Genomic DNA, 22,734 nt, shown 5'->3' with positions numbered 1-22,734 from the left:
CCCGGCCCCTCTGGCGCACCGCGCCGGGCGTGGCACTCTGGCGCCGCAAGGCAGGCGGAGGCCGACGATGAGCAAGGACATGCAGGGCTGGCGGTGCAAGTTCGGTGTGATGGGACCCTCGACCAACACCATCGTGCAGCCCGATTTCGACAAGATGCGCCCGGCGGGTGTCACCAACCACTACAGCCGCATCTTCACCCCCAACGCCGCCGCCATCTCCAACGAGACCTTCCGCGCCGGCGCGGAAGTCATCGCGGGAAACACGCTGGATGCCGTGAAGTCGGTGATGACCTGCCAGCCCGATCACCTCGTGATGGGCATGTCGGCCGTCACCTTCTTCGACGGCGCCAAGGGTGCCGATCGCTTCGTGAAGCAGGTCGAGGAGTTCTCCGGCCTCAAGATCAGCGTCGGCAGCCATGCCTGCACCGCGGCGCTGAACGCGCATGGCGGGGTGAAGCGGATCGCCGTGCTGTCGCCCTACTGGCCCAGCATGAACATCGAGGTCGCGCGCTACTTCACCGACATGGGCTTCTCCGTCCTGCGCGACATCGCGCTGCAGCGCACGAGCTGGATCGCGATCGCGGAGACCACCTCCGCGGAATGCGTCGAGGCGATCAAGCGGCTCGACGGTGATGACGTGGACGCGATCGTGCAGGTCGGCACCAACCTCTCGATGGTGCGGCTCGCCGCGATGGCGGAGATGTGGCTCGGCAAGCCCGTCATCGCGATCAACACCGCGACCTACTGGCACGCGCTGCGCACGCGGGGGATCGAGGACAAGGTCGAGGGCTGCGGGACGCTGCTCGAGAGGTTCTGATGGTCGTCTCCCGCCCCTGGGCCAGGTGGCCCCCGCGTGGAACGGCGGCCGCGGCCGCGCTTTGGGGAGGCGCATGGATACGACCGACGCCGCGATCCGCGACCTGCTGTTGACCACGCGCCGCATCGCAGTGGTCGGTGCCTCCGACCGGCCGGGGCGCCCGAGCAACGGCGTCTTCGCCTTCCTCCTCGCCCGCGGCTACGACGCCATCCCCGTCAACCCGCAGATCGCGGGGAGGGAGATCCACGGCCGCACCGTCGTGGCGAACCTCGAGGCGGCCGGGCCGCTCGACATGGTGGACGTCTTCCGCCGCTCGACCGAAGCCGGCGCCGTGATGGACGAGGCGGTCCGTCTCGGCGCGCGATCGGTCTGGCTGCAGCTCGGCGTGGTGGACGAGGACGCGGCGGCGCGCACCCGCGCGGCCGGTCTCGTCGTCGTGATGGACCGCTGCCCCGCCATCGAATGGCCGCGCCTCGGGCTGAGCGGGCGGGTCACCGACCGTCACGCAGACGACGCTTGAAATCGGCCCGGCCCTGGGCCACATCGGCGGAGCATGAATTTCCGGTAAGGTGGCGCGGGCGCCTGCCGGACATCCCTCCCCGCGCATGGCCCTTTCCTGAGAGGACCTGAGGACATCATGACGGACGAGGAACGCCGGATCATCACCAGCTTCGTCGAGCGGGTGAGCGGCGCGGCCAATGCGGCGCCGCGCCCGGCCTCGCCCTGGGGCGGCATGGGCGGCGGCGCCCAACCCGCCGCGCAGCCCCTGCCCCCGGTGGACCCGGAGGCGGACCGGCTGATCAACGACCTCTTCGCGCGCTACCCCGAGGCACGCTACCGCATCACCCAGATGGCCTTCGTGCAGGAGGCCGCGCTGGTGGAGATGCAGAACCGCATCAAGCAGCTGGAATGGGAAGCCGAGAACAACCGCCGCCAGGCGGAGGCCGCGCAGAGCCGGACGGGCCTCTCCGGCCTCTTCGGCGGCGGCCGCGGCCCCGCGCCGATGCCGCCCCGCCCCCAGCCGCAGTATCCGCCGGGCTACAACCCCGGGATGCTGCAGCAGCAGGGCGGCGGCCGCGGCTTCCTCGGCACCGCGCTGATGACCGCGGCCGGCGTCGCCGGCGGCCTGGTGCTCGGCAACGCGCTGATGAGCGCCTTCAGCGGCGGCGGCGCGGCACATGCCGCGAGCGCGGCCGGCGCGGGCGCCTTCGGCCAGGATGCGGTGCCGGCCTCCTCCCCCTGGACCGATCCGGGCGCCGCGGCGGCCGAGCCCGCGGCCTGGGGCAACGACGCCCAGCCCGCCGACGACCCGGGCTATGGCAGCGACGCCAACAACGATGCCGGCGCCTATGACGACGGCGGCGGCTACGACGACGAGGAGATTTGACCCTGCGCCCGCCCGGGACGCCTCGCGCGTCCCGGGCGTGACGAGGGCGTTCTCGATCCCCGCCCGCGAAGCATCGCCGGGCGTGCGCCGGATCCCTTTCCCATTGCGCACACGCGGCGGGGTGACTCCCGGCCAATAAGCCCACCTGTCGAACTCGGCCGCGGTGCCCCTGGCGCTGCGGCTTTTTCGTGGGCATTTTGCATGGCCTCAGGCGCCGGCGCGGCCTCCGGCCGCTTGGCTCGCCGCACCGGCGGCGGGCCGCGTTCGCGGCCTCGGCCAGCGTCGCTGGCCGCCATCCAGGATGACGATGCGTCTCCCCGACCTCGACCTCGACCTGCTGCGCTGCTTCGTGCTGGTGGCAGAGGCCCGCGGCTTCACGGCCGCCGGCGACGCGCTCGGCCTGACCCAGTCCGCCGTCAGCCTGCGTATCAAGCGGCTCGAGGAGGTGGTCCGTCGCCCGCTCTTCGACCGCACCACCCGGACCGTCGCGCTGACCCGGGACGGCGAGACGCTGCTGACCTATGCCCGCCGCCTGCTCGCGCTGAACGACGAGGCGGTGCGGCGGCTCGCCGCGCCGCCGGTTGCCGGGCGCCTGCGCCTCGGCGTCGCCGACCATTTCGTGCCGCGCAGCCTGGCGCCGATCCTGGCGCGCTTCGCCCGCACCTACCCCGAGGTCACGCTGGAGGTGGAGGTCGGCCGCTCCCACGAGCTCCGCGCCAAGCAGGAGGCGGGCGGGCTCGACCTCGTGCTCGGCAAGCGCCGCGACGGGGAGAGGACGGGAACGCCGATCTGGACCGAACAGGTCGTCTGGGCCGCCGCGCCCGACTGGACCGCGCCGGCGGATCGCCCCTTGCCGCTGGCGTTGCTGCCGGAGGGCTGCCTGTTCCGCGAACGCGCGCTGGCCGCGCTGTCCCGCGCCGGGATCGCCAGCGAGACCGTCTTCACCTGCGACAGCCTGCTCGGCCTGGCGGCCGCGGCGCAGGCGGGCTTCGCGCTGACCGTGCTCGGCCGGTCGGGCTTCCCGCCCGGGTTGGTGGAGGTGCCCGGCCTGCCGGAACTCGGCTTGGTGGAGATGGCGGTCTTCGGCGATCCCGCGGGACGGCACCCCATCGTGGAGCCGCTGGTCGGTTTCATCCGGGACAGCCTCACGATTAACGGTTGAGAAACCGGCTATCTGCGCCCAACCTGGGGTGATGCCCTCGCCCGTCGCCCCGACCTGCCCGCAAGCCGTGCCGGGCCGGGTCATGCTCGTCTTCGGGACGCGCCCCGAGGCCATCAAGATGATTCCGGTCCTAACCGAGCTGCGCCGGCGGCCAGGCCTGTTCCCCATCGCGCTCTCCACCGGCCAGCATCGCCAGATGCTGGACCAGGCCATGGCCGCGTTCGGCGAGCGTTGCGACCTCGACCTCGGGCTGATGCAGCCCGGCCAGGCCTTGCCTGACCTGTTCGCGCGCATCCTGACCGGCGTCTCCGCCGTGCTGGCGCGCGAAAGGCCGGCGCTGGTGCTGGTGCATGGCGACACCACCACGGCGCTGGCCGCGGGGATGGCCGCCTTCTACGCGCGCATCCCCGTCGGCCATGTCGAGGCCGGGATGCGCAGCCACGACCTCGACCAGCCCTTCCCGGAGGAGTTGAACCGCGTCGCCATCGACGCCTTCGCTGCACTACGTTTCGCCGCTACGGAGACCGCGGCGGCCAATCTTCGCGCGGAATACGATCCCCGCGGCGGCGTGCACGTCACGGGCAATACGGGGATCGACGCCCTGCTGGCGACCGCAACGCGGGCCGTCTTCGATCCCGGCTTCGCCGCGCGGCTGGACGCCGGGCTGCCGGCGCTCGATCCCACGAAGCGCCTGGTGCTGGTCACCGCGCATCGGCGGGAGAACCTGGGCGGGGCGTTGCAGCGGATCTGCGCCGCCATCGGCGCGCTCGCTGCGCGCAGCGACACCGAGATCCTCTGGCCGCTGCACCCCAACCCCGCCGCGCGCGATCCCGTCCGCGCGGCCCTCGGCGGACGCGCCAACATCCACCTGGCGGAGCCGCTGGGCTATGCCGGGATGGTCCGTGCGATGTGCCGCGCGGCCTTCCTGCTGACCGACAGCGGCGGCCTGCAGGAGGAAGGGCCGGCGCTCGGGAAGCCCGTGCTGGTGCTGCGCGAGGTGACCGAACGCCCGGAGGCGATCGCCGCCGGCGTCGCGCGGCTGGTCGGCACCGATCCCGCGCGCATCGTCGCGGCGGCGACGCGGCTGCTGGATGACGACGACGCCTATCTCGCCATGGCGCGGCACGCCTTTCCCTTCGGCGACGGCACCGCGGCGCGGCGCATCGCCGACGCGGTGGAGGAATGGGCCGCCGCGCAACCCGGGCCGCGCCACGCGCGGCCGCGACGCATGACGCGGCCGGCCTCGCGGTGGTCGCTGGCCTGGCGCGGTGGCCGCGCGGCGGCGCAGCCGGCGGTCTGAGCCGTGGCGCGCGTCGCGGTGCATGGCCTCGGCTATATCGGCCTGCCGACGGCCGCGCTGCTGGCCGAGGCGGGCCATGACGTGCTGGGCTGCGACATCGCGCCCGCGGTGGTGGAGCGCGTGAACCGCGGCGTCTCCGGCTTCCGCGAACCGGGCCTCGATGAGTTTCTGGCGCGCGCGCACGCGACCGGAAGGCTGCGCGCCGCGACGACCCCGGCGCCGGCCGAGTTCCACCTGGTCGCGGTGCCGACGCCCTTCGCCGAGGATCACCGCCCCGACCTGTCCTGCGTGGACGCCGCGGCCGATGCGCTGGCGCCGGTGCTGCGCGCCGGCGATTGCGTGATCCTGGAATCCACGGTCCCCGTGGGTGCGACCGAGGCGATGGCGGCGCGCATCTCGGCCGCGCGGCCCGACCTGGACGTGCCCGGCGACATCCATGTCGCGCATTGCCCGGAACGCGTGATCCCCGGCCGCACGCTGCACGAGCTCGTCCACAACGACCGCGTCATCGGCGGCCTCGGCCCGGGCTGCGCGGCGCGCGCGGCATCGCTCTACCGGAGCGTCGTGAAAGGCGCGCTGCTGGAGACGGATTGCCGCACGGCGGAGCTGGTCAAGCTCGCGGAGAACGCCTTCCGCGACGTGAACATCGCCTTCGCCAACGAGCTCGCCGCGATCGCGCGGCGCTTCGGCGTGGATCCCTGGGGCGCCATCGCGCTGGCGAACCGTCATCCCCGCGTGGAAATCCTGTCCCCCGGCGCGGGGGTCGGCGGGCATTGCATCGCGGTGGATCCCTGGTTCCTGGTGCATGGCGCGCCGGAGGAGGCGCGGCTGATCCGCACGGCGCGCGAGGTGAACGACGCCGTGCCCGCGGATGTCGTCGCGCGGGTGAAGCGGGCGGCTTCGGGGTTGGCCTCGCCACGCATCGCGTGCCTCGGCCTGGCCTACAAGCCGGATGCCGACGACGTCAGGGAAAGCCCGGCGGTGAAAATCGTGCGCGCGCTCGCGGCGGAGGGCTTAGCGGTGACGGCGGCCGATCCGTTCCTGGAGACGGCGCCGGCGGGCGTGGCCTTCGCCGGTGTCGCGGAGGCGATCGCGGGGGTGGATGTCGTCGTGATGCTGGTCGCCCACACGCCGTTTCGGGCGCTGGACCCCGCGGCGCTGGAGGGGAAGCTGGTGCTGGACGTGGCCGGCGCGCTAGCCGGCGGAAGGCAGGCCTGACGGCCGGCCCGCGCTCCCGCCGCTTAAATCATAGCGAATATTGTCTGGCTTATTTCGGCAATACCTGCGTTATGTGCATTGGCCGACTGCCAATCAAAGCCCTTCGGGCGGCAAGATGATTATTCGATCGCGCCGAAACTTCTCTGTCGGCTCCTTCGATCTTGTTCAGATGCTCGGCCAACCGGAGCACCATCATGTCCGCCACGACACCCGGCCTGCGCGCCAGGCTCGCCACCCGCTGGACCGAGACGAAGCCCATGCTGACGGGGCTGATCATCGGCCTTGTCGCCGGTCCGATCATCTCCGGCTTCGCCGGCTTCCAGGTCCGCACCAGCACCGCCGAGGCCGCGACGCGCAGCAGCGTCGTCGAGCAGCAGGCCGCCTTCTGCGCGGAGCGCGCGCGCGCCGCGACGCCTGGCAGCGCAGCCCTCGACTGGCAGGCACGCGGCGAGCTCGCGCGGCGCTTCGCGACCATGCCGGGTGCCGCCGCCGGCAGCGCCGACCAGGAAGTCGCCTATGCCTGCGCCAACCGGCTGTCGCGCTGATCGCGGCGGGCCAGGCACCGGCGGGGCTGCCGATGCTCATCGCCGCGGGCTGCGAGATCACCTATGACTGCCCGCAGCCCACGCCGATGCTGCTCGTCGTCAGCCCGCATGCGTCGCGGCTGCCCGACCTCGTCGGCGAGCATGAGGTCTCCTTCGCGCCGGCCATCCCGGCGCGGCACTATGTCGACGGCTTCGGCAATTGCTGCACGCGCATCGTCGCGCCGGTCGGGCGGCTGGTGATCTCGACGCGGCTGCTGAAACGGGATTCCGGCATGCCGGACGCGCTGTCGCCGCTGGCCCGGCAGCGTCCCGTGGAATCGCTGCCCGACGAGATGCTGACCTTCCTGCTCGGCAGCCATTACTGCGACACCGACCGGCTGGCGGAGGCCGCCTGGGCGCTGTTCGGCCAGGGCCCGACGGGATGGGCGCGCGTCCAGGCGATCTGCGACTTCGTGCATGACCGCATCGGCTTCGGCTACGAGCATGCGCGCCCGACCCGCACCGCGTCCGAGGCCTTCGACGAGCGGCGCGGCGTCTGCCGCGACTATGCGCATCTGGCCGTCACGCTCTGCCGCTGCGTCAACATCCCCGCACGCTACTGCACCGGCTATCTCGGCGATATCGGCGTGCCGCCGCCGCACGGGCCGATGGATTTCGCGGCCTGGTTCGAGGCCTTCCTGGATGACCGCTGGCATACCTTCGACGCGCGCAACAACACCCCGCGCATTGGGCGCATCCTGATGGCGCGCGGGCGCGACGCGACCGACGTTGCCATCGCGACGACCTTCGGGCCCTGCACCCTGTCGGGCTTCCGCGTCTTCACCGACGAGGTCACGGGTTGATGCCGGGCGTTCAGCGGTTGCGCCTGGCGATCTCCGTCCCCGCCACATACCCCCAGGTCATGTAGGGGCCGATCGTCGTGCCCGCGCCGACGCCGCGCGTGCCGATGGGATTGGCGCTCGATGCGCCGGCGGCGAAGAGCCCGGGGATCACATGGCCCTCGACATCCAGCACCCGCGCGCGATCGTCCGTGCGCGGCCCGCCCTTGGTCCCCAGGATGGACCGGCTGAACGGCATCGCGAGGAACGGCGCGCGCTCGATCGGCTCCAGGCCCCCGCGACGCCGCTTGTCGCCCTTCGCCGCGGCGTCCGCCGCCGAGGGCCGGCCGAAATCGCCGTCTCGCCCTTCCGCGCAAGCCGCGTTGTAGCGCGCCACCGTCGCCTCCAGCACGGCGGGATCGAGCCCGATGCGCGCGGCGAGCCCCGCTATCGTGTCGTCGCGATGCAGCCAGGACGGATCGGCCTGCGCGGCCCATCGCGCCGGCGGCAAGCGATACGGCAGCAGCTCGTCGCTAATCACCCAGCAGGGCTGATTCACCGGCCGACCGTCGGCGTCGCGGGCATCCAGCGCCTCGCCGATGTTGAAGGTCAGCTCGTTGACGAAGCGCAGGCCGTGGCGGTTGACGAGGATCGCGTTGGGCTCGGTGTGGAAGGGCACGGGCTGCGCCATGATGCGCCCCTCATGCCGCACGGGGATGCAGGGCGAGAGCGTCGCCTGGTCCATGCGGTCCAGCGCGGCGCCCACGGCTTCCGCCATGCGGTGCCCGTCGCCGGTGTTGGTCGGCGCGCTGCCGAGATAGTCGGCGCCGCCGGGGAAATGCCGCTCCAGACGCTCCGCGTCCCATTCGAAGCCGCCGGTCGCGATCACCACGCCGCGCCGCGCGGTCACGCGCTCTGTCACACCGCGCTGCTCAACCAGCGCGCCGGTCACCGTGCCCATGCGGTCCTTCAGCAGTTCCACGGCCCGCGCGCCGGTCTCGATCCGGACGCCGGCATCGAGGCAGCCGCGGATGAGGCCCACGATCAGCGCCGTGCCCTTGCCCCGCGTGTTGGTCAGCAGGCGCCACAGCAGCCGCGGCCAGAGCTGCCAGGCCGTGCGGTAGGGATGGTGATAGAGATCGGTCTCGACGGCCTCGTGATAGGTGAAGAGCTCCGGGATCTGGCTCTTGCGGATGCGCGACGCGAAGCGGCCGGCCCGAAAACGCGACAGCGGCAGCGGCGAGACCATGCGCCCGCGCGGCTTGGCGCCGGGCAGGTCGCGCAAGGGATCGGGCTCCGGCGTCAGCGCGAAGCGGAGCGGGGAGTGTTCCTCGACGAAGCGCAGCATCGGAGCCGAGGCCTCGACGAGGCGCTGCCACAGCGCGTCCTCGCGCTCGGCCCAGCCAGGGGGCGCCGCGGCGCGGATATAGGCCAGCGCCTCCTCCGGGCTGTCGGCGATGCCCGCCGCGGCGGCGTGGTGGTTGGCGGGGATCCAGGTGCCCGCGCCCGACATGGCGCTGGTGCCGCCGACGACATCGGCCTTCTCCAGCACCGTCACGCGCAAGCCAGCAACGGCGGCTGCCAGCGCAGCCGTCAGCCCCGCCGCGCCCGATCCGAGGATCAGCGCGTCGGTCTCATGCGCGAGTACGCCGTGCCGCCGCCGATTCAGACCTCCGGGCCTGTCGGCCCTGCGGTTATCAGAGCCGACGCTCACTCCACTGTCACGCTCTTCGCGAGGTTGCGCGGCTGGTCCACGTCGGTGCCCTTCAGCACCGCGACGTGATAGGCGAGCAGCTGCACCGGGATCGTGTGCAGGATCGGCGCGGAGAAGGGATCGACGCTCGGCAGCTCGATCACATGCTCGGCGAAGCGGCGCAGCGCCGGCGCGCCCTCGGCGTCGGTGAAGGCCATGATCCGCCCGCCGCGCGCCGCGGCTTCCTGCAGGTTGCTCGCGGTCTTCTCGAAGAGCGGGCCGGAGGGACACAGCGCGATCACCGGCACGGCGCTGTCGATCAGCGCGATGGGTCCGTGCTTCATCTCGCCGGCGGCGTAGCCCTCGGCGTGGATGTAGCTGATCTCCTTCAGCTTGAGCGCGCCTTCCATCGCGATCGGGAACATCGAGCCGCGGCCGAGGAACAGCACGTCGCGCGCCTTGGCCACTTCCTCGGCCAGCGCGCGGATCTGCGCGTCCTTCTCCAGGATCGCCGCAGCATGGCCCGGCACCTGCAGCAGCGCCTGGGTCAGCCGGCCTTCGTCGAGCGTCGAGAGCTCACGCCGCGCGCGGCCGAAGCCGATGGCGAGGCACGCCAGCACCGCAAGCTGCGCCGTGAAGGCCTTGGTGGAGGCGACGCCGATCTCCGGCCCCGCGACCGTCAGCAGCGCGGCGTCGCTGCTGCGCGCCATCGTGCTCTCCGGCACGTTGACGATCGAGAGCACCTTCTGGTTGGCGTCCCGCAGCAGCTTCAGCGCGGCCATGGTGTCCGCGGTCTCGCCGGATTGGGAGACGAGGATCGCCGCGCCGCCATCGGGCAGCGGCGGATTGCGGTAGCGCAGCTCGCTCGCCACTTCCGCGTCACAGGGGATGCGGGCGAGCTGCTCGATCCAGTAGCGCCCGACATGCGCGGCCAGGAACGCGCTGCCGCAGGCCGTCAGCGTCAGGCGCGGCACGCGCGCGGGATCGAAGGGCAGGCGCGGCAGCCGCACCTCCAGCGTGCGGGGATCGAGATACTGCCGCAGCGTGTCGCCGAGCACCGCGGGGTGCTCGTGCAGCTCCTTCTCCATGAAGTGGCGGTAGTTGCCCTTGCCGACGACAGCGCCGGAGACGGCGGTCTGCACGATGCTGCGATCCACCGGCGCGTCGGCCGCGTCGAAGAAGCGCGCACCGTCGTCGGTGACGACGGCCCAGTCGCCTTCCTCGAGATAGGCGATGCGGCGCGTCAGCGGCGCCAGCGCCAGCGCGTCGGAGCCGAGGAACATCTCGCCCTCGCCGAAGCCGACGGCGAGCGGCGCGCCCTGCCGCGCACCGAGCAGCAGGCGGGGATGCCCCGCGAAGACCGCGGCCAGGGCGAAGGCGCCGTGCACGCGCTTCAGCGCGGCGGAGAAGGCGGCCACGGGCTGCATGCCCTGCGCCAGCAGGTCGTCGAGCAGCCGCACGAAGGTCTCGGTGTCCGTCTCGGTCTCGAAGCGGGCGCCCTTGGCTTCCAGCTCGGCGCGGAGCTCGGCGTGGTTCTCGATGATGCCGTTGTGCACCACCGCGACGCGCGAGGTGGCGTGGGGGTGCGCGTTGCGCTCGGTCGGCGCGCCGTGCGTCGCCCAGCGGGTGTGGCCGATGCCGGTGGTGCCGGGCAGGGCCTTCGTCTCCAGCACGCCGGCGAGGTTGCCGAGCTTGCCCTCGGCGCGGCGGCGCTCGATCCCGCCCTCCACCAGGGTGGCGATGCCGGCGCTGTCATAGCCCCGGTATTCCAGCCGCCGCAGCGCATCCAGCAGCAGCGGGGCCGCGTCCTGGCGGCCGATGACGCCGACGATCCCGCACATGGGGCCATGGTCTCCAGGGTTGTTCACCCAAGGGTCTAGCCGGTCCAGGCCAGGGGCGGAATCACCGCTGCGACAGCAGGCGTTCACACCCTGTTTCACCCCTTTGCGCAGGGCAGCATCCTGCACGCCGTGGTTGACCCGTGGGAGGGCGAGGCGCAGCTTGCCGCTTCCCCTGTCCCACCGGAGAGCCAGCTGGCATGGCCCATGCCCCTGCCGCCCCGATCGGCCGCGATGCCCGCATCCTGACGCTGATCGGCACGGGCCATTTCCTCAGCCATTTCTACCTGCTCTGCCTGCCGCCGCTGTTCCTGGTTTGGCGCGACGAGTTCGGCGTCACCTATGCCGAGCTGGGCCTTGCCGTGGCGCTGATGTCCGCGGTGACGGCCGTGCTGCAGACCCCTGTCGGCTTCCTGGTGGACCGCTACGGCGCACGGCCCTTCCTCGTCGGCGGGATCGTGCTGATGGGCGTGACCATCGCGGGGATGGCCTTCGCGCCAGGCTACTGGGCGATCCTGGTGCTGGCATTGCTGTCGGGGGTCGGCAACTCGGTGATCCACCCCGCGGACTACGCCATCCTCGGGTCGTCCATCGACAAGTCGCGCATGGGCCGCGCCTTCGCGATGCACACCTTCACCGGCAATCTCGGCTTCGCCGTCGCGCCGCCGGTGGTGGCGGGGATGCTGTTGGTGATGGATTGGCGCCAGGCGCTGCTGATCCTGGGCCTGATCGGCGTGCCGGTGGCGTTCGCGATCCTCTGGCAGAGCCGCATCCTGCAGGACCAGGCGCGCCCGGCGAAGAACGATGCGCAGCCCAGCGGGCGCGAATTGCTGATGTCGCGCCCGATCCTGCTCTTCTTCGCCTTCTTCCTGCTCTCCTCCATGGCGGGCTCGGCGATCCAGGCCTTCTCCATCACGGTGCTGGGCAAGCTCTGGGGCACGCCGGTGGCGATCGCCTCCTTCGCGCTGACGGGCTACATGGCGGGCGGCACGGCGGGCACGCTGGTCGGCGGCTGGTTCGCCGACCGCTCGACGAGGCACATGCCCTTCATCGTGGTGCTGACCTGCTTCGCCGCGGCACTGCTGCTGGCGATGGGCGTGCTGCCGATGCCGGAGGTGATGCTGCCCGTGGTCGCCTTCGTCGCGGGGCTGGCGATGGGCGCGTCGCGCACGCCGCGCGACGTGATGCTGAAGGAAGCCTCGCCGCCGGGGCAGATGGGCAAGGTGTTCGGCTTCGTCTCCGCCGGGCTGCCGCTTGGCGGCGCGATCACGCCGGTGCCCTTCGGCTTCCTGATCGACCTCGGCCTCGCCTGGCTGGTCTTCCCCGCCGCGGCGGGGCTGCTGATCCTCTCGCTGCTCTGCATGGGCAGCGCCCAGGGGGCCGCGAAGCGTGCGATGGGCGTGCGGGCGGTCCCGGCGGAGTAGCTGCTTGGGCGGGCTCGACACGGCGCTGCGCGTCCTCGACATCGCGGGGATCGCGGTCTTCGCGATCTCCGGCGCGCTGGTCGCGAGCCGCAAGCAGATGGACGCGGTGGGCTTCGTGCTGATGGCCTGCGTCACCGGCTTCGGCGGCGGGACGCTGCGCGACCTGCTGCTGGGGCGGACCCCGCTGTTCTGGCTCGGCCGACCCGACCTGATCGCGGTCGCCGCGGCGGCGGGGCTGCTGGTCTTCGCCGTGGCGCCCTGGTTGGAAAGCCGCTTCCGTGCGCTGCTCTGGGCCGATGCGGTCGGGCTCGCGCTGTTTGCCGTGCTGGGGGCGGAGATCGCGCTGATCGCCGGCGCCGACCCCTGGGCGGCCGTGCTGCTCGGCGTCGTCACCGCGACGGGGGGTGGGATCCTGCGCGACGTCATCTGCAACGAGCTGCCGCTGATCCTGCGGCGCGAGATCTACATCACCGCCGCCGCCGCGGGCGCCGCGGCCTATGTCGCGCTGCGCCTCGCCCCCCTGCAGCGCGACGTCGCGGTGCCGGCCGGCATCCTGCTGGGCTTCGCGATCCGCGCCGCGGCGATCCGCTTCGGCTGGTCACTGCCGAGCTACCGCGCGCGCCCGGCGCGGGACTATCCCGACCGGCGATAGCGTGCATCGCCGCGCTGCGCGAGCAGGGCGGCCTTGAGCGCCTGCGGCCTGTTGCCGTCTCGCGCGCGCAGCAGCGCCAGGCGCGGTCCGCGCGCGACGATGTCGGCAAAGGCGCGCAGCGCGGCGTGGGCGGGATGATGCTCGTCGAAGCCGCGGAACAGGATCGCGACCCCTGCGGCCGGCACGCCGCACAGCGCGGCCTGGCGCAGCGTGGCGAGGGCAAGGGCGGCGCGGCGCCGTCCCGCCAGGATCACCAGGCCCGGCCAGGCATCCTCGCGCGGCCAATGCGCCCAGGGCCGCGCCGCGTCGGCCTCCGTCAGGCGCAGCCGCCCGGCCTCCGCCGCGGCCTGCGCGAGGGGCCGCCGCGCGAAGGCCTGCGCCAGCGCGCGGTCGGGCTCCGCCGCCACGATGCGCGCCTGGCCCAGGCGCAGCGCGAGCATCGTCTCCGGCCCGAGCCCGAAGACCGCGACGGCCTCCACGCCCGCGATCGCGCGGCGCAGCAGGGCGACGTCGCGCGGCTCCAGCGCCGCGGGGGACAGGGCGGAGACGGCCACCGGCGGCGGGGCGAGCACGGCCCCACCCGTCCAGGGCACCGGCGCGATCAGCCCCGCCTCCACCAGCCCGGCCGAGCCCGCATAGCGCCGGCTGAGCCGGCCCTTCAGGCGCACCGACGGCCTCGCGGCCAGGACCGCCCCGATCTGCCGGTACATCACGCCGTCATGAGCGTAGCCGCCGCGCGCGACATTCGCCTGCGCGCGCGCCGTCAGGTCGGGCAGGAACTTCAGGTGCAGCAGCGCGAGCAGCCGCGGCGCCGCCCAGTTGCCCCCGGTCGGCCAGATGAAGTGGGGATGCGCGGGCAGCGCGCCCGCGGTCGCGCGGAACAGCGGCATCTTCGTGAGCTGCGCCCCGCGCCCGATGCGGCCGGCCAGCAGGCGCTGCCGCGGCCCGCCGCGGATCGTCATGCCGAGCGGGCCCTCGGCCTCGGCATAGCCGGCGGCGTCGTGGAAGGGCGTGGCCTCCAGCAGGCCCGCGCCGTCCGGCAGGGCCGAACGGTCCAGCGCGTCCCCAGGATACATGTCGAGCGTGATTCCGCGCAGCCGCGGGATGCCGCGCGCCTCCAGCAGGCGCGCCAGCGCGTCGAAGCCGCGGGTCTCGATGCCGTCGAAGACGACGAGCTCGTCGGCGTCGGGGTAGAGGTACCAGCGCCCCTCGCCGTAGCGGCGCATCGCGGCGATCAGCCAGCCCTGCTTGCGGAAGGTGGCGAAGGGCCGCGCGGTGGACAGCAGGTCCACGTCGGGCTGCGCCGCCAGCAGCTCCGCCGTGCCGTCGTCGGAGGCGTTGTCCACCACGCAGAAGCGCCGGATGCCGGCGCGGCGGTAGTGGTCGAGGAAGGCCTCGATGCGCAGGATCTCGTTGCGCGCGGCGAGGAGCACGATCGGGCTGTCCGGCGGCGGCAGCGGCGCGGCGCAGGCGCGCAGCACGTCGAAGACGACCGTCCCGGCCTCGGCGAGCGCTTCCTCGAGCCAGGGCGGCGTCATCGCGCGGCCCGCCGGCCGCGTGTCAGCCGCAGCTGCGCGCCAGCCCCGCTTCGGCGAAGCCCTCGAAGGTCGCGAGGTGGCGCGCGGCCTCGATCAGGAGGAGCTGGTTCTCGGCGTGCAGGATATGCGCCTCGCCATGGATGAGGCGGCTGGAATCCAGCGCCGAGACGCGGCTGTAGACCACCGACATCCCGTCCTCCTCGACGCGCCAGGACCGCACGGGCAGCGCGTAGCAGAGAAAAAGGAGACGCACGCTCATCAGGCCCGTGCCGTCCTCGGCCAGCAGCAGCCGCGCCGCGCCAGCCTCCCCGCGCAGCAGCGCGGTGCGGCCGATCCAGAGCGGGAAGGGCGGGATGGCGCGCGCGGCGGCGCGGCCCGTGGCGGGCGCGATCAGCAGCGGGGCGGCGAGCAGCGATCGGCGGGCAAGGCCGGGCATGGCCGTGCGTGGTAACGGGCGGCGCGTGAAGCCGGGCCTGCGTCGCCGTTACCAATGGTTCACCCGCTCCCATGCCGCGACGACGCGGCTGCCCTCGATCACGTGGAAGCGATCATGCGCGGCCGCGGTCAGGCAGGCATGGTTCGGCTGGATCCTCACCCGCGCGCCGACCGGCAGGCGATCGAGCGGCAGGCCTGGCCCGCTGGCCTCGCCATGTTCCTGGTGGACGCGCGTCACGATGGCCTCGCCGATCGGGCGGCCCTCGAGGTCGAGCACCCGGCCGAATCCGAAATCGCGCGGCGCGCGTTCGGTGCTGCGGTCCTTCGACAGCGCGAGCGCGCCGGCATCGAGCAGCACCGCGCCGCGCCGGGGGTAGTTGCCGATGACGGAGGCGAGCACGGTGACCGCGATGTCGTCCGGGGGATGCGTGCCGATCTGGGCCTGGAAGAGGTCGCCAAGCATGTAGACGCCGGCGCGCGTCTCCGTGACGCCGTCGAGGTGGCGGGCGTAGAGCGCCGCGGGCGAGGATCCCACGGAGACGATGCCGACTTCGTGCCCGGCATCGCGCAGGCGGCGTGCGGCGAGCAAGATGCCGGCGCGCTCGGCCTCCGCGACCTGCTCCATCTCGGCCGGGCTGCGGCCGGCATAGCTGTGGCCGGAATGCGCGACGACGCCGGCGAGCTTCGGGCCGAGCGCGGCGGCGATGGCGAGCAGCGCGTCGTCGTCGGGCGCGACGCCGGCGCGGCCTTCGCCGACATCCACCTCGATCAGGGTGGGCAGCACGCCGGCATGCCCGGCGATCGCGCGCGCGGTGGCGAGGTCGTCGGTGATGACCTTCACCTGGTTGCCCTCGGCGTTCAGCACGGCGATCGCGTCCAGCTTCGCGGGCACGATGCCGACGGCGTAGAGCTGGTCGCGGAAGCCGTGGTCGGCGAAGTAGCGGGCCTCGGTGATGGTGCTGACGGTGATCGGGCCCTTGCCGGGCGCCGCGAGGTCGGCGACCGCGGCGGACTTCGCGGTCTTCATGTGCGGGCGGAGGATCACGCCGGGGTGGCGCGCGACGGCCTGCGCCATGCGCGCGATGTTGCGGCGGAGGATGTCGAGGTCGAGGAGAAGGGATGGGGTGGGGAGGTCGTGGAGGGTGGTCATGGGTTGCGCTCACCCGTCCCGCCATTGCCATCGGGGAGATGGCGGATGGCCGATGAATGCCCTCTCCCGCCGGGGCGGGAGAGGGTTGGGTGAGGGTGAGGCGCGCAGCGCTGGCGACGCTGCGCTGACCAGCTTCGCGACCCCCTCACCCAGCCCTCTCCCCCTTCCAGGGGGAGAGGGAAAGCAGAAAAGCCGGAGAGGGCAGTCACAGCGCCACCCCCAGCATCTCCGCATAGCGCGGCGTCGATTTCAGCCCGGTGCCCGTCAGCACCACGACCGCCGTCTCCGCCGCGCCGATCTTCCCCGCCTCGCGCAGCTTGCCGAAGGCCGCCGCGGCCTGGGCGCAGGTCGGCTCGACATAGACGCCGCTACGCGCGAGCGACAGCGAGGCCGCGGCGATCTCCTCCTCCTCCAGCAGCACGGCGCCGCCCTCGCTCTCCTCGAGCGCATGCAGGCATTCCGGCAGGCGGAGCGGCTGCGCGATCGCGGTGCCCTCGGCGATGGTGGGCCTGGCATCCTGCGCGGGCAGGCCGAGCGCCGCGCGCGCGATCGGCCCGCAATGCGCGGGCTGCGCGGCCCAGATCCGCGGCAGGCGCGCGATCTGCTTCGCGCGCTTCAGCTCCCCGAAGCCGAGCCAGCATCCCAGCACGTTCGATCCCGCGCCGCAGGGGACGATGACGTGGTCCGGGGCGGCAAAGCCGAGGTCCTCCCAGAGCTCGTAGGCGAGCGTCTTCGTCCCTTCGAGGAAGAAGGGATGCCAGTTGTGGCTGGCGTAGAAGATCTCCGCGGATTTCGCGAGCGCGGCATCGGCGCAGTCCTGGCGGGAGCCCGGGATCAGCTCGATCGCGGCGCCGGCGGCGCGGGACTGCACGGTCTTGGCGGGGCTGGTGCTGGCGGGGACGAAGATCGTCGCCGCCATCCCGCCGGCGGCAGCATAGGCGCTGACGGCCGCGCCTCCGTTGCCGGAGCTGTCCTCCAGCACGCTCGTGACACCCTGGTCGCGCAGCAGGGACAGCATCACCGACGCCCCGCGATCCTTGAAGCTGCCGGTCGGCATGAACCATTCGCATTTCAGCAGCGCGGTGCCGCCGGGGATCGCGCGCTCGATCAGCGGGGTGCGGCCCTCGCCCATCGAGATCGGCGCCTTCGGCATCCAGGGGAAGGCGGCGGCGTAGCGCCAGATCGAGCGCTCCGCCGTGACGATGTCGGCGGGCGCGATGCCGGCGCGGCCGGTCAGCAGCAGCGGCTGCCGCGCATCGCCGCACCATCGCGGCGCGTCGAGGGTCCAGGTCTGGCTGGTGCGGGGGTCGAGGTAGTGTTGCATGGGGCGACTCTCCCTTGCCCGGCGCGCGCGGGCAAGCGAGGCTGGGGCATGCCCGACCTCAACGACCCGACCCTGCGGCTGGCCGCCGACCTCGTCGCCATCGACAGCCGCAGCTTCGTCTCCAACCTGCCCGTGGCGGAGCGCGTGGAACGCGAGCTCCGGGGCTTCGAGGTGGAGCGGCTGGACTACCGCGACGCCAAGGGCGTGGCGAAGCGCGCCATCGTCGCGCACAGGGGGCCGAAGGGCGGCTACGCGCTGTCCGGCCATCTCGACACCGTCCCGGCCACGGGGTGGGAGAGCGATCCCTGGGCGCCGCGGATCGACGCCGAGGGCGTGATGCACGGCCTCGGCTCGGTCGACATGAAGGGCCAGGTCGCGGCCGCGATCGTCGCGGCGCAGCACGCGGGCGCGGACGTTCCGGTCACGCTGCTGATCACGGCCGATGAGGAGACGACCAAGCAGGGCGCGCATGTCATCGCGACGCGATCCGCCTTGGCGAAGTCGCTGGGGTTGAAGGGTATCATCGTGGCGGAGCCCACGAGCCTGGCGCCGGTGCGCGGCCATCGCAGCCACATCGCCTTCACCGCCACGGCGCATGGCGTGCAGGCGCATTCCTCGACGGGGAAGGGCGACAACGCGAACTGGAAGCTGCTGCCCTTCCTGGCCGAGATGCGCAGCGTGTTCGACAGACTGCGTTCCGACGTCTCGCTGCAGGATGCGGATTACGAGCCGCCGTTCTCCGACTTCAACCTGATCCTCGACAACCACGGCACGGCGCTGAACGTGACGGTCGCGCGGGCGACCGCGCATATCAAGTTCCGCTACAGCGCGAAGGTGGATCCCGGCCCGGTGCTGGAGGCGGTGCGGGGCGCGGCGCAGCGGGCAGGGCTGGAGCTGGCCGAGCAGCACGAGGGCAAGCCGCCCGAGCTGCCGGCTGACCATCCGCTGGTCGCGCTCGGCGTCGCGCTGACGGGTGTTTCCGCGAAGACGGCGCCTTATGGGACGGATGCGAGCGAGCTGCAGGCGCTCGCGCCCTGCCTGGTGCTCGGGCCCGGCGATGTCGGGACGGCGCACACGCCGCATGAGCGGGTGCGGGCGCAGGACCTGCTGGACGCGGTGCCGCTGTTCGGCCGCGTGCTGGAGGCCGGGAAGGGCTGACACGGCCCGCGACGCCCCGGCCGGGGACTTTAGCGTTTTAGGATTTTAAGCTTTTAGCGCTGAAGACATCCCGAGGGTCCGGACAAAGGCCGCCCGAAGGCGGGCTCCGCCGAGGAAGTGGCCTGAAGTCGCTCGAGGCAAAGGGACAAAGATCGGCGCGTAATGGATCATGCCAAAGTGTATGTGATTCTATTCCTTGATTGCAAGCGAAGAGTGTAGCCCGCGCCGTCCCGGCCGCCGTAAGGCCCTATCCCGGCCTCGCAGGCCGCGTGCAGCCGTTGTTGTTTTGACACTGGCGACCCGGACGGCGCCGACTGGCGCGGCCGGGATCGGAACCGTCAAGCCGCTCGCCTGGGCGGCAGGAGGGTGTCATATGCCCGACATCATCGCGCGGAGGTCCGCGCTCGCATTCGGTTTCGGCGCCGCTACGGCGTCCCTGACTCTTCGCGCCAGTTCCGCCGCCGCGGAGGTGCCCAACCTGCCCGCGCCGCGCGGCAAGACATATGTGCTCGTCCACGGCGCTTGGCTCGGCGGCTGGGCCTGGGCGCCCGTGGCGGAGCGGCTGCGCGCCGCGAACCATCGCGTGATCGCAGAGTCCTTTACGGGCATGGGCGAGCGCCGGCATCTGCTCGCGCCCGGCGTCACGCTCGAAACCTGGATCGAGGACCTCGCCGCCATCATCGAGGCGGAGGAACTCGACGACGTCATCCTCGTCGGGCACAGCTTCGGCGGCCTGCCATGCCTCGGCGTGACCGACCGGATGCCCGACCGCATCGGTCGGCTCGTGCTGCTGGATGCGATGGTGGCGAAGGACGGCCAGAGCGCGCTCGACGTGCTGCCGCCGGACTCCGCCGAGCGGATCCGGCGGGGCGAGGCCACGGAGCGGGGCGTGCCGGTCCTTCCCGCCTTCACCCTGCCGCCCGACACGCCCTTCGCGCGGTGGCTGATGCGGCATGTCGCGCCGCACCCCAAGGCGACCTACGAGGCGCCGCTGCGGCTCGCCCGAGAGCCCGGCGCCGGCCGCCCGAGGACCTATGTCGCCCTCACCGGCCCAGCCGACCGCTCCATCGAGCCGAGCCGCCAGGCGGTCCGGGCGCTCGGCGGCTGGGAGTGGGCGGAGATCGCCGCCCCGCACGGTGCCCCGATGCGGAATCCCGACGAGGTCGCTGCTCTGCTCGCCGGGCTGGGGTAGAAGCGAGGCGGGCGGGGCCTCCTGGTCCTGCGAATACCATCGCTGACCGACGATGCTTCGCACCGGCGACCCTCGTGCCGTTCAAGCGAGGCTTCCACGAGATGCAAGGCCGCTCCAGGGCGAAACGAGCGATGGTGGTTCCATCGGCGGCGCGAGACGCGCCGCCCGCCAGGAGAACCGCTTTGCATAGCTTCGAAGAGGCGGGGGACAGCCATGCCGCCCGCGACTAGCGCCGCCCCGGATCCAGCGGCCCTGCTCGCGATCCTGGTGGTGGCGGGCTTGTTCATCGGCGTCATCGTAAAGCTGCTCGCATCGAGGTCCCGAGGCCTTAAGGAGCGCAAGCTCAAGCGCGGGTCATGGGAACAGAGGAAGCGGAGCCCGGGCTTCCCGGACTGGTCGCCCCCGACCGCGTACCGCGCCCCGCCAGCTAGACCGTCTGCGCCCGCGGCGAAGCCCACGGACGCTGCCGACCAACTGCGAATCGTCCTCGGCGCCGAGTTTGCCAGCCAGCCGCTCCTCAACAGGAGCGAAGCGCGTGTCTTTGCCGAACTGGAGCGCGCGGTTATTGCCCGCAACCCGAACTGGCGTGTGATGGCTCAGGTGTCGCTCGGTGAAGTCCTGGTAGCCCGTGATGCGGCGGCGTTCAGCTGCATCAATTCGAAGCGGGTTGATCTGCTTCTAGTTGATGGCGATTGCCGGCCGCGTCACGCCATCGAGTATCAGGGCCCTGGGCATTACCAGGGCAACGCCGTCGCGCGGGATGCGGTGAAGCGCGAAGCGCTGCGACGAGCGGGCATCGGCTATCATGAGGTTCTCGCCGGCGTGATGACGCCGGCGGAACTGCGGAGGGTTGTCCAGAAGCTGGTGGACAGGGCCGACGCCTAGGCGCGTGCGTGACACCAGAGCCCCACTCTCGCCGGGCCTTTCGCGGCCTGGGCCACCAGGGCGGGCGCGGCATACAGGCGCTTCAATCGTTGCAACAGCTGCCGACTCATCGATATCTTCGTTGCGCAGAGTCCAGATGCACCCGGCACCAGGACGTGCCGGCAACGCAGCGGTCCGCGCCGCCCGTCGTGCCGTGCGCCGTCGTTGTGGCGTGGGTCTAAGCTGCCCGCGTGATGCGAGGACGGTGATGTACGCGCTCATCGCGACCGGGCTGCTGGCCGCCTTCGTCGGGTTCGCCGGGTCGTTCGCCGTCGTGCTGCAGGGACTGGCAGCTGTCGGGGCATCGCCCGCCCAGGCGGCGTCGGGGCTCATGGCCCTTTGCGTCGCCAAGGGCCTCGCAGGCATCGTGCTCAGTCTGCGCTATCGCATGCCGATCAGCGCGGCCTGGTCCACGCCGGGCGCGGCGCTGCTGGTGACGACCGGTGCGATCGAAGGGGGCTTCGCGGCGGTGACCGGCGCCTTCCTGCTGACGGCCGTGCTTCTCGTCCTGGCTGGGCTGTGGAGGCCACTCGGCCGATGGGTCTCCGCCATTCCTCCCGCGATCGCCAATGCCATGCTGGCCGGCATCCTGCTGGCGCTTTGCCTGGCGCCGGCGCATGCGGTCGCCGAGGCGCCCATCGCCGCCCTCTCGATCATCGCCGTGTGGGCCGTGACCGCGCGCATCAACCGCCTGCTGGCCGTGCCGATGGCCGTGCTGGTCACGCTCGTCCTGATTGCCGTCACCGTGTCGCTGCCCCAGGGCTGGGCCATGTCGGCCTGGCCCGCACTGGTCGCCACGCGACCGACGCTCACGATCCCCGCCGTGATCGGCATCGCCCTGCCACTCTTCATCGTCACCATGGCATCGCAGAACATCCCGGGAATGGCGGTGTTGAACGTCAATGGCTACCGGCCGGCGCCGGGGCCGCTGTTCACGGCCACGGGGCTGTTCAGCCTAGCCGCCGCGCCGTTCGGAGCGCACGCGGTGAATCTGGCAGCTGTCACAGCCGCGCTCTTCGCCGGCCCGGACGCGCATCCCGATCCGACGAAGCGTTGGATCGCAGCGCTGGTCGGTGGCGTGACCTATATCGTGCTGGGGCTTTCCGCAGGGTTCGCCGCGGGGTTCGTCTCCGCGGCACCGCCGGTGCTGATCCAGGCCGTCGCAGGCCTGGCATTGCTCGGGTCCTTCAGCAGCGCGCTGCTGGCCGCGCTATCGGACGTGGAGGACCGCGAGGCGGCAACCGTCACCTTCCTCGTTGCAGGATCAGGCCTTGCCTTCTTCGGCGTCGGTGCGGCCTTCTGGAGCCTGCTCGCCGGCCTCGCGCTCCGCGAGTTGCGGAAGCGGCGGATCGCTCTCCGCCGCGGCTGAGCATCCCTGGCTGACCGGCCGATCGGGAGCTGAATCTGCGGCACCAAGGCGACGAAAGGTCACCGCCGCGATCTTGCGGCCCAGCCGGGCGGCCCGCTCGGCGACCCCCGGCAGGTCCAGCACCGTCCCGCGCAGCCTTGGCCGCGCGCGCAGCACGGCCGCGAGCAGCGTTCCCTGACCGCCGCCGACATCCACCACCAGGCCCTCCTCGGGAAGGGCTATGGCGGCCAGCACCGCCGCGGCGCCCTGCTCCGCCTGCACGGACATGCCGGCATCGAAGGCGGCGCCGAAGGCCGGGTCGGCGGCGTAGCGCTCGAAGGTCGTCTCAACGCCGAAGAGGTGCCGCACCGCCGTCTCTCCGGTCCGGACGCAATGCTCGAGCGCGCCCCAGGTCGCCCAGAAATCGGGATGGCCGAACAGCAGCACGAGGTCCCGCACCGAACCCGGCACGCCCGACCGCAACGGCCCTCCGACCGGGCCGAGCGCGAAGCGGCCGTCCGCCTCCTCCGTCGCGACGCCAAGCGCGGCGAGCGCCCGCAGCAGGCGCCGCAGGGCAGGCGCATGGGTTCCGGTGGCGGTAGCGAGTTCGCCGGCGTCGCACGGCCCCGCCGCCAGCAGGTCCGCAAGCCCGAGCCGCGCCGCGACCACCACCGCCTGTGCGGCCGCGGCGCCGTTCCCCAGCCGCAGCAGGGCTGCGCCGGCCTCCTGGGTGTCCAGGATCATGCCCGTCATGCGCCTTCTCCATCCGTCGCGGCGGAAGGCACGGCACGTTCGCAGCCGACCCTGTCTA

At 72.4% G+C, this 22,734-nt stretch carries 21 protein-coding genes; 14 read left to right on the top strand and 7 right to left on the bottom strand.

Annotated features, from left to right (window positions below; translation table 11 throughout):
- The first annotated feature begins 67 nt into the window (after nt 1-67).
- The 8 genes from ACLF3M_RS08875 (at nt 68) to ACLF3M_RS08840 (ending at nt 7,271) form a co-directional block, all read left to right on the top strand.
- Entirely contained in the window at nt 68-817 is a 750-nt protein-coding gene (locus tag ACLF3M_RS08875) for a maleate cis-trans isomerase family protein (protein ID WP_430656544.1), read from the top strand.
- A gap of 73 nt (nt 818-890) precedes the next feature.
- Nucleotides 891-1,337: a CoA-binding protein gene (locus ACLF3M_RS08870; protein WP_430656543.1), complete on the top strand. Its 447-nt coding sequence runs from the start codon at nt 891-893 to the stop codon at nt 1,335-1,337.
- 117 nt (nt 1,338-1,454) lie between these two features.
- Nucleotides 1,455-2,204: a DUF2076 domain-containing protein gene (locus tag ACLF3M_RS08865; protein ID WP_430656542.1), complete on the top strand. Its 750-nt coding sequence runs from the start codon at nt 1,455-1,457 to the stop codon at nt 2,202-2,204.
- A 301-nt stretch (nt 2,205-2,505) separates the two neighbouring features.
- Nucleotides 2,506-3,366, top strand: a complete 861-nt coding sequence (locus ACLF3M_RS08860; RefSeq protein WP_430656541.1) for a LysR family transcriptional regulator — start codon at nt 2,506-2,508, stop codon at nt 3,364-3,366.
- Between the two features lie 31 nt (nt 3,367-3,397).
- Entirely contained in the window at nt 3,398-4,666 is a 1,269-nt protein-coding gene (gene wecB / locus ACLF3M_RS08855) for a non-hydrolyzing UDP-N-acetylglucosamine 2-epimerase (RefSeq protein WP_430656540.1), read from the top strand.
- Between the two features lie 3 nt (nt 4,667-4,669).
- A complete protein-coding gene (gene wecC, locus ACLF3M_RS08850) occupies nt 4,670-5,884 on the top strand; it encodes a UDP-N-acetyl-D-mannosamine dehydrogenase (protein ID WP_430656539.1) in 1,215 nt (404 codons plus the stop codon).
- A 194-nt stretch (nt 5,885-6,078) separates the two neighbouring features.
- Nucleotides 6,079-6,429: a hypothetical protein gene (locus ACLF3M_RS08845; RefSeq protein WP_430656538.1), complete on the top strand. Its 351-nt coding sequence runs from the start codon at nt 6,079-6,081 to the stop codon at nt 6,427-6,429.
- Between the two features lie 32 nt (nt 6,430-6,461).
- Complete coding sequence (locus tag ACLF3M_RS08840) at nt 6,462-7,271, top strand: transglutaminase-like domain-containing protein (protein ID WP_430656537.1); 810 nt, start codon at nt 6,462-6,464, stop codon at nt 7,269-7,271.
- 10 nt (nt 7,272-7,281) lie between these two features.
- On the opposite strand, the gene ACLF3M_RS08835 is transcribed toward ACLF3M_RS08840, so the two are convergent.
- Both ACLF3M_RS08835 and glmS read right to left on the bottom strand, forming a co-directional pair.
- Nucleotides 7,282-8,961 carry an FAD-dependent oxidoreductase gene (locus tag ACLF3M_RS08835; protein ID WP_430656536.1) on the bottom strand — a complete coding sequence of 560 codons (1,680 nt, stop codon included), beginning with the start codon at nt 8,959-8,961 and terminating at the stop codon, nt 7,282-7,284.
- Nucleotides 8,958-10,781, bottom strand: coding sequence for a glutamine--fructose-6-phosphate transaminase (isomerizing) (gene glmS, locus ACLF3M_RS08830; protein ID WP_430656535.1), 1,824 nt, complete (start codon nt 10,779-10,781; stop codon nt 8,958-8,960). The genes ACLF3M_RS08835 and glmS overlap by 4 nt, the downstream gene beginning before the upstream one ends.
- 197 nt (nt 10,782-10,978) lie before the next feature.
- On the opposite strand from glmS, the gene ACLF3M_RS08825 reads away from it, so the two are divergent.
- Both ACLF3M_RS08825 and ACLF3M_RS08820 read left to right on the top strand, forming a co-directional pair.
- The gene (locus ACLF3M_RS08825; protein WP_430656534.1) at nt 10,979-12,202 is read left to right on the top strand and encodes an MFS transporter; all 1,224 of its coding nucleotides are present in this window, start codon (nt 10,979-10,981) and stop codon (nt 12,200-12,202) included.
- A 4-nt stretch (nt 12,203-12,206) separates the two neighbouring features.
- On the top strand, nt 12,207-12,854 hold the full coding sequence (locus ACLF3M_RS08820) for a trimeric intracellular cation channel family protein (RefSeq protein WP_430656533.1): 648 nt from the start codon (nt 12,207-12,209) through the stop codon (nt 12,852-12,854).
- Here the strand turns inward: ACLF3M_RS08820 and ACLF3M_RS08815 are convergent.
- The 4 genes from ACLF3M_RS08815 to ACLF3M_RS08800 all read right to left on the bottom strand — a co-directional run bounded on the left by ACLF3M_RS08815 (nt 12,836) and on the right by ACLF3M_RS08800 (nt 17,301).
- On the bottom strand, nt 12,836-14,392 hold the full coding sequence (locus ACLF3M_RS08815; protein WP_430656532.1) for a glycosyltransferase family 2 protein: 1,557 nt from the start codon (nt 14,390-14,392) through the stop codon (nt 12,836-12,838). The two genes, ACLF3M_RS08820 and ACLF3M_RS08815, sit on opposite strands and share 19 nt — an antisense overlap.
- 22 nt (nt 14,393-14,414) lie before the next feature.
- Nucleotides 14,415-14,828 (bottom strand): hypothetical protein, encoded by a 414-nt coding sequence (locus ACLF3M_RS08810; RefSeq protein ID WP_430656531.1) that lies wholly within the window; start codon nt 14,826-14,828, stop codon nt 14,415-14,417.
- 48 nt (nt 14,829-14,876) lie between these two features.
- Nucleotides 14,877-15,977: an alanine racemase gene (locus ACLF3M_RS08805; protein ID WP_430656530.1), complete on the bottom strand. Its 1,101-nt coding sequence runs from the start codon at nt 15,975-15,977 to the stop codon at nt 14,877-14,879.
- A 205-nt stretch (nt 15,978-16,182) separates the two neighbouring features.
- Nucleotides 16,183-17,301 (bottom strand): pyridoxal-phosphate dependent enzyme, encoded by a 1,119-nt coding sequence (locus tag ACLF3M_RS08800; protein ID WP_430656529.1) that lies wholly within the window; start codon nt 17,299-17,301, stop codon nt 16,183-16,185.
- A gap of 48 nt (nt 17,302-17,349) precedes the next feature.
- On the opposite strand from ACLF3M_RS08800, the gene ACLF3M_RS08795 reads away from it, so the two are divergent.
- The 4 genes from ACLF3M_RS08795 to ACLF3M_RS08780 all read left to right on the top strand — a co-directional run bounded on the left by ACLF3M_RS08795 (nt 17,350) and on the right by ACLF3M_RS08780 (nt 21,944).
- Entirely contained in the window at nt 17,350-18,459 is a 1,110-nt protein-coding gene (locus ACLF3M_RS08795; RefSeq protein ID WP_430656528.1) for a M20/M25/M40 family metallo-hydrolase, read from the top strand.
- A gap of 373 nt (nt 18,460-18,832) precedes the next feature.
- Complete coding sequence (locus tag ACLF3M_RS08790) at nt 18,833-19,651, top strand: alpha/beta fold hydrolase (RefSeq protein ID WP_430656527.1); 819 nt, start codon at nt 18,833-18,835, stop codon at nt 19,649-19,651.
- Nucleotides 19,652-19,864: 213 nt separating this feature from the next.
- Entirely contained in the window at nt 19,865-20,536 is a 672-nt protein-coding gene (locus ACLF3M_RS08785) for a DUF2726 domain-containing protein (RefSeq protein ID WP_430656526.1), read from the top strand.
- Nucleotides 20,537-20,783: 247 nt separating this feature from the next.
- Nucleotides 20,784-21,944, top strand: coding sequence for a benzoate/H(+) symporter BenE family transporter (locus ACLF3M_RS08780; RefSeq protein WP_430656525.1), 1,161 nt, complete (start codon nt 20,784-20,786; stop codon nt 21,942-21,944).
- On the opposite strand, the gene ACLF3M_RS08775 is transcribed toward ACLF3M_RS08780, so the two are convergent.
- Nucleotides 21,840-22,676: a methyltransferase gene (locus tag ACLF3M_RS08775; protein ID WP_430656524.1), complete on the bottom strand. Its 837-nt coding sequence runs from the start codon at nt 22,674-22,676 to the stop codon at nt 21,840-21,842. The two genes, ACLF3M_RS08780 and ACLF3M_RS08775, sit on opposite strands and share 105 nt — an antisense overlap.
- Nucleotides 22,677-22,734 lie beyond the last annotated feature (58 nt).

Source organism: Falsiroseomonas sp. HW251 (genome assembly GCF_050563545.1).
Taxonomy (GTDB): domain Bacteria; phylum Pseudomonadota; class Alphaproteobacteria; order Acetobacterales; family Acetobacteraceae; genus Falsiroseomonas.
The sequence above is the reverse complement of the archived record's forward strand: the minus strand, read 5'-3'. Positions and strand labels throughout refer to the sequence as shown.

Excerpts from the sequence above, each read along its gene's own strand:
- ACLF3M_RS08800 (WP_430656529.1), bottom strand. The coding sequence starts at position 17,301 with ATGCAACACTACCTCGACCCCCGCACCAGCCAGACCTGGACCCTCGAC.
- ACLF3M_RS08840 (WP_430656537.1), top strand. The coding sequence starts at position 6,462 with ATGCTCATCGCCGCGGGCTGCGAGATCACCTATGACTGCCCGCAGCCC.
- ACLF3M_RS08775 (WP_430656524.1), bottom strand. The coding sequence starts at position 22,676 with ATGACGGGCATGATCCTGGACACCCAGGAGGCCGGCGCAGCCCTGCTG.
- ACLF3M_RS08790 (WP_430656527.1), top strand. The coding sequence starts at position 18,833 with ATGCCCGACATCATCGCGCGGAGGTCCGCGCTCGCATTCGGTTTCGGC.
- ACLF3M_RS08860 (WP_430656541.1), top strand. The coding sequence starts at position 2,506 with ATGACGATGCGTCTCCCCGACCTCGACCTCGACCTGCTGCGCTGCTTC.
- ACLF3M_RS08845 (WP_430656538.1), top strand. The coding sequence starts at position 6,079 with ATGTCCGCCACGACACCCGGCCTGCGCGCCAGGCTCGCCACCCGCTGG.
- glmS (WP_430656535.1), bottom strand. The coding sequence starts at position 10,781 with ATGTGCGGGATCGTCGGCGTCATCGGCCGCCAGGACGCGGCCCCGCTG.
- ACLF3M_RS08780 (WP_430656525.1), top strand. The coding sequence starts at position 20,784 with ATGTACGCGCTCATCGCGACCGGGCTGCTGGCCGCCTTCGTCGGGTTC.
- wecB (WP_430656540.1), top strand. The coding sequence starts at position 3,398 with ATGCCCTCGCCCGTCGCCCCGACCTGCCCGCAAGCCGTGCCGGGCCGG.
- ACLF3M_RS08825 (WP_430656534.1), top strand. The coding sequence starts at position 10,979 with ATGGCCCATGCCCCTGCCGCCCCGATCGGCCGCGATGCCCGCATCCTG.
- ACLF3M_RS08795 (WP_430656528.1), top strand. The coding sequence starts at position 17,350 with ATGCCCGACCTCAACGACCCGACCCTGCGGCTGGCCGCCGACCTCGTC.
- ACLF3M_RS08805 (WP_430656530.1), bottom strand. The coding sequence starts at position 15,977 with ATGACCACCCTCCACGACCTCCCCACCCCATCCCTTCTCCTCGACCTC.
- ACLF3M_RS08870 (WP_430656543.1), top strand. The coding sequence starts at position 891 with ATGGATACGACCGACGCCGCGATCCGCGACCTGCTGTTGACCACGCGC.
- ACLF3M_RS08785 (WP_430656526.1), top strand. The coding sequence starts at position 19,865 with ATGCCGCCCGCGACTAGCGCCGCCCCGGATCCAGCGGCCCTGCTCGCG.
- ACLF3M_RS08875 (WP_430656544.1), top strand. The coding sequence starts at position 68 with ATGAGCAAGGACATGCAGGGCTGGCGGTGCAAGTTCGGTGTGATGGGA.
- ACLF3M_RS08810 (WP_430656531.1), bottom strand. The coding sequence starts at position 14,828 with ATGCCCGGCCTTGCCCGCCGATCGCTGCTCGCCGCCCCGCTGCTGATC.
- ACLF3M_RS08865 (WP_430656542.1), top strand. The coding sequence starts at position 1,455 with ATGACGGACGAGGAACGCCGGATCATCACCAGCTTCGTCGAGCGGGTG.
- ACLF3M_RS08815 (WP_430656532.1), bottom strand. The coding sequence starts at position 14,392 with ATGACGCCGCCCTGGCTCGAGGAAGCGCTCGCCGAGGCCGGGACGGTC.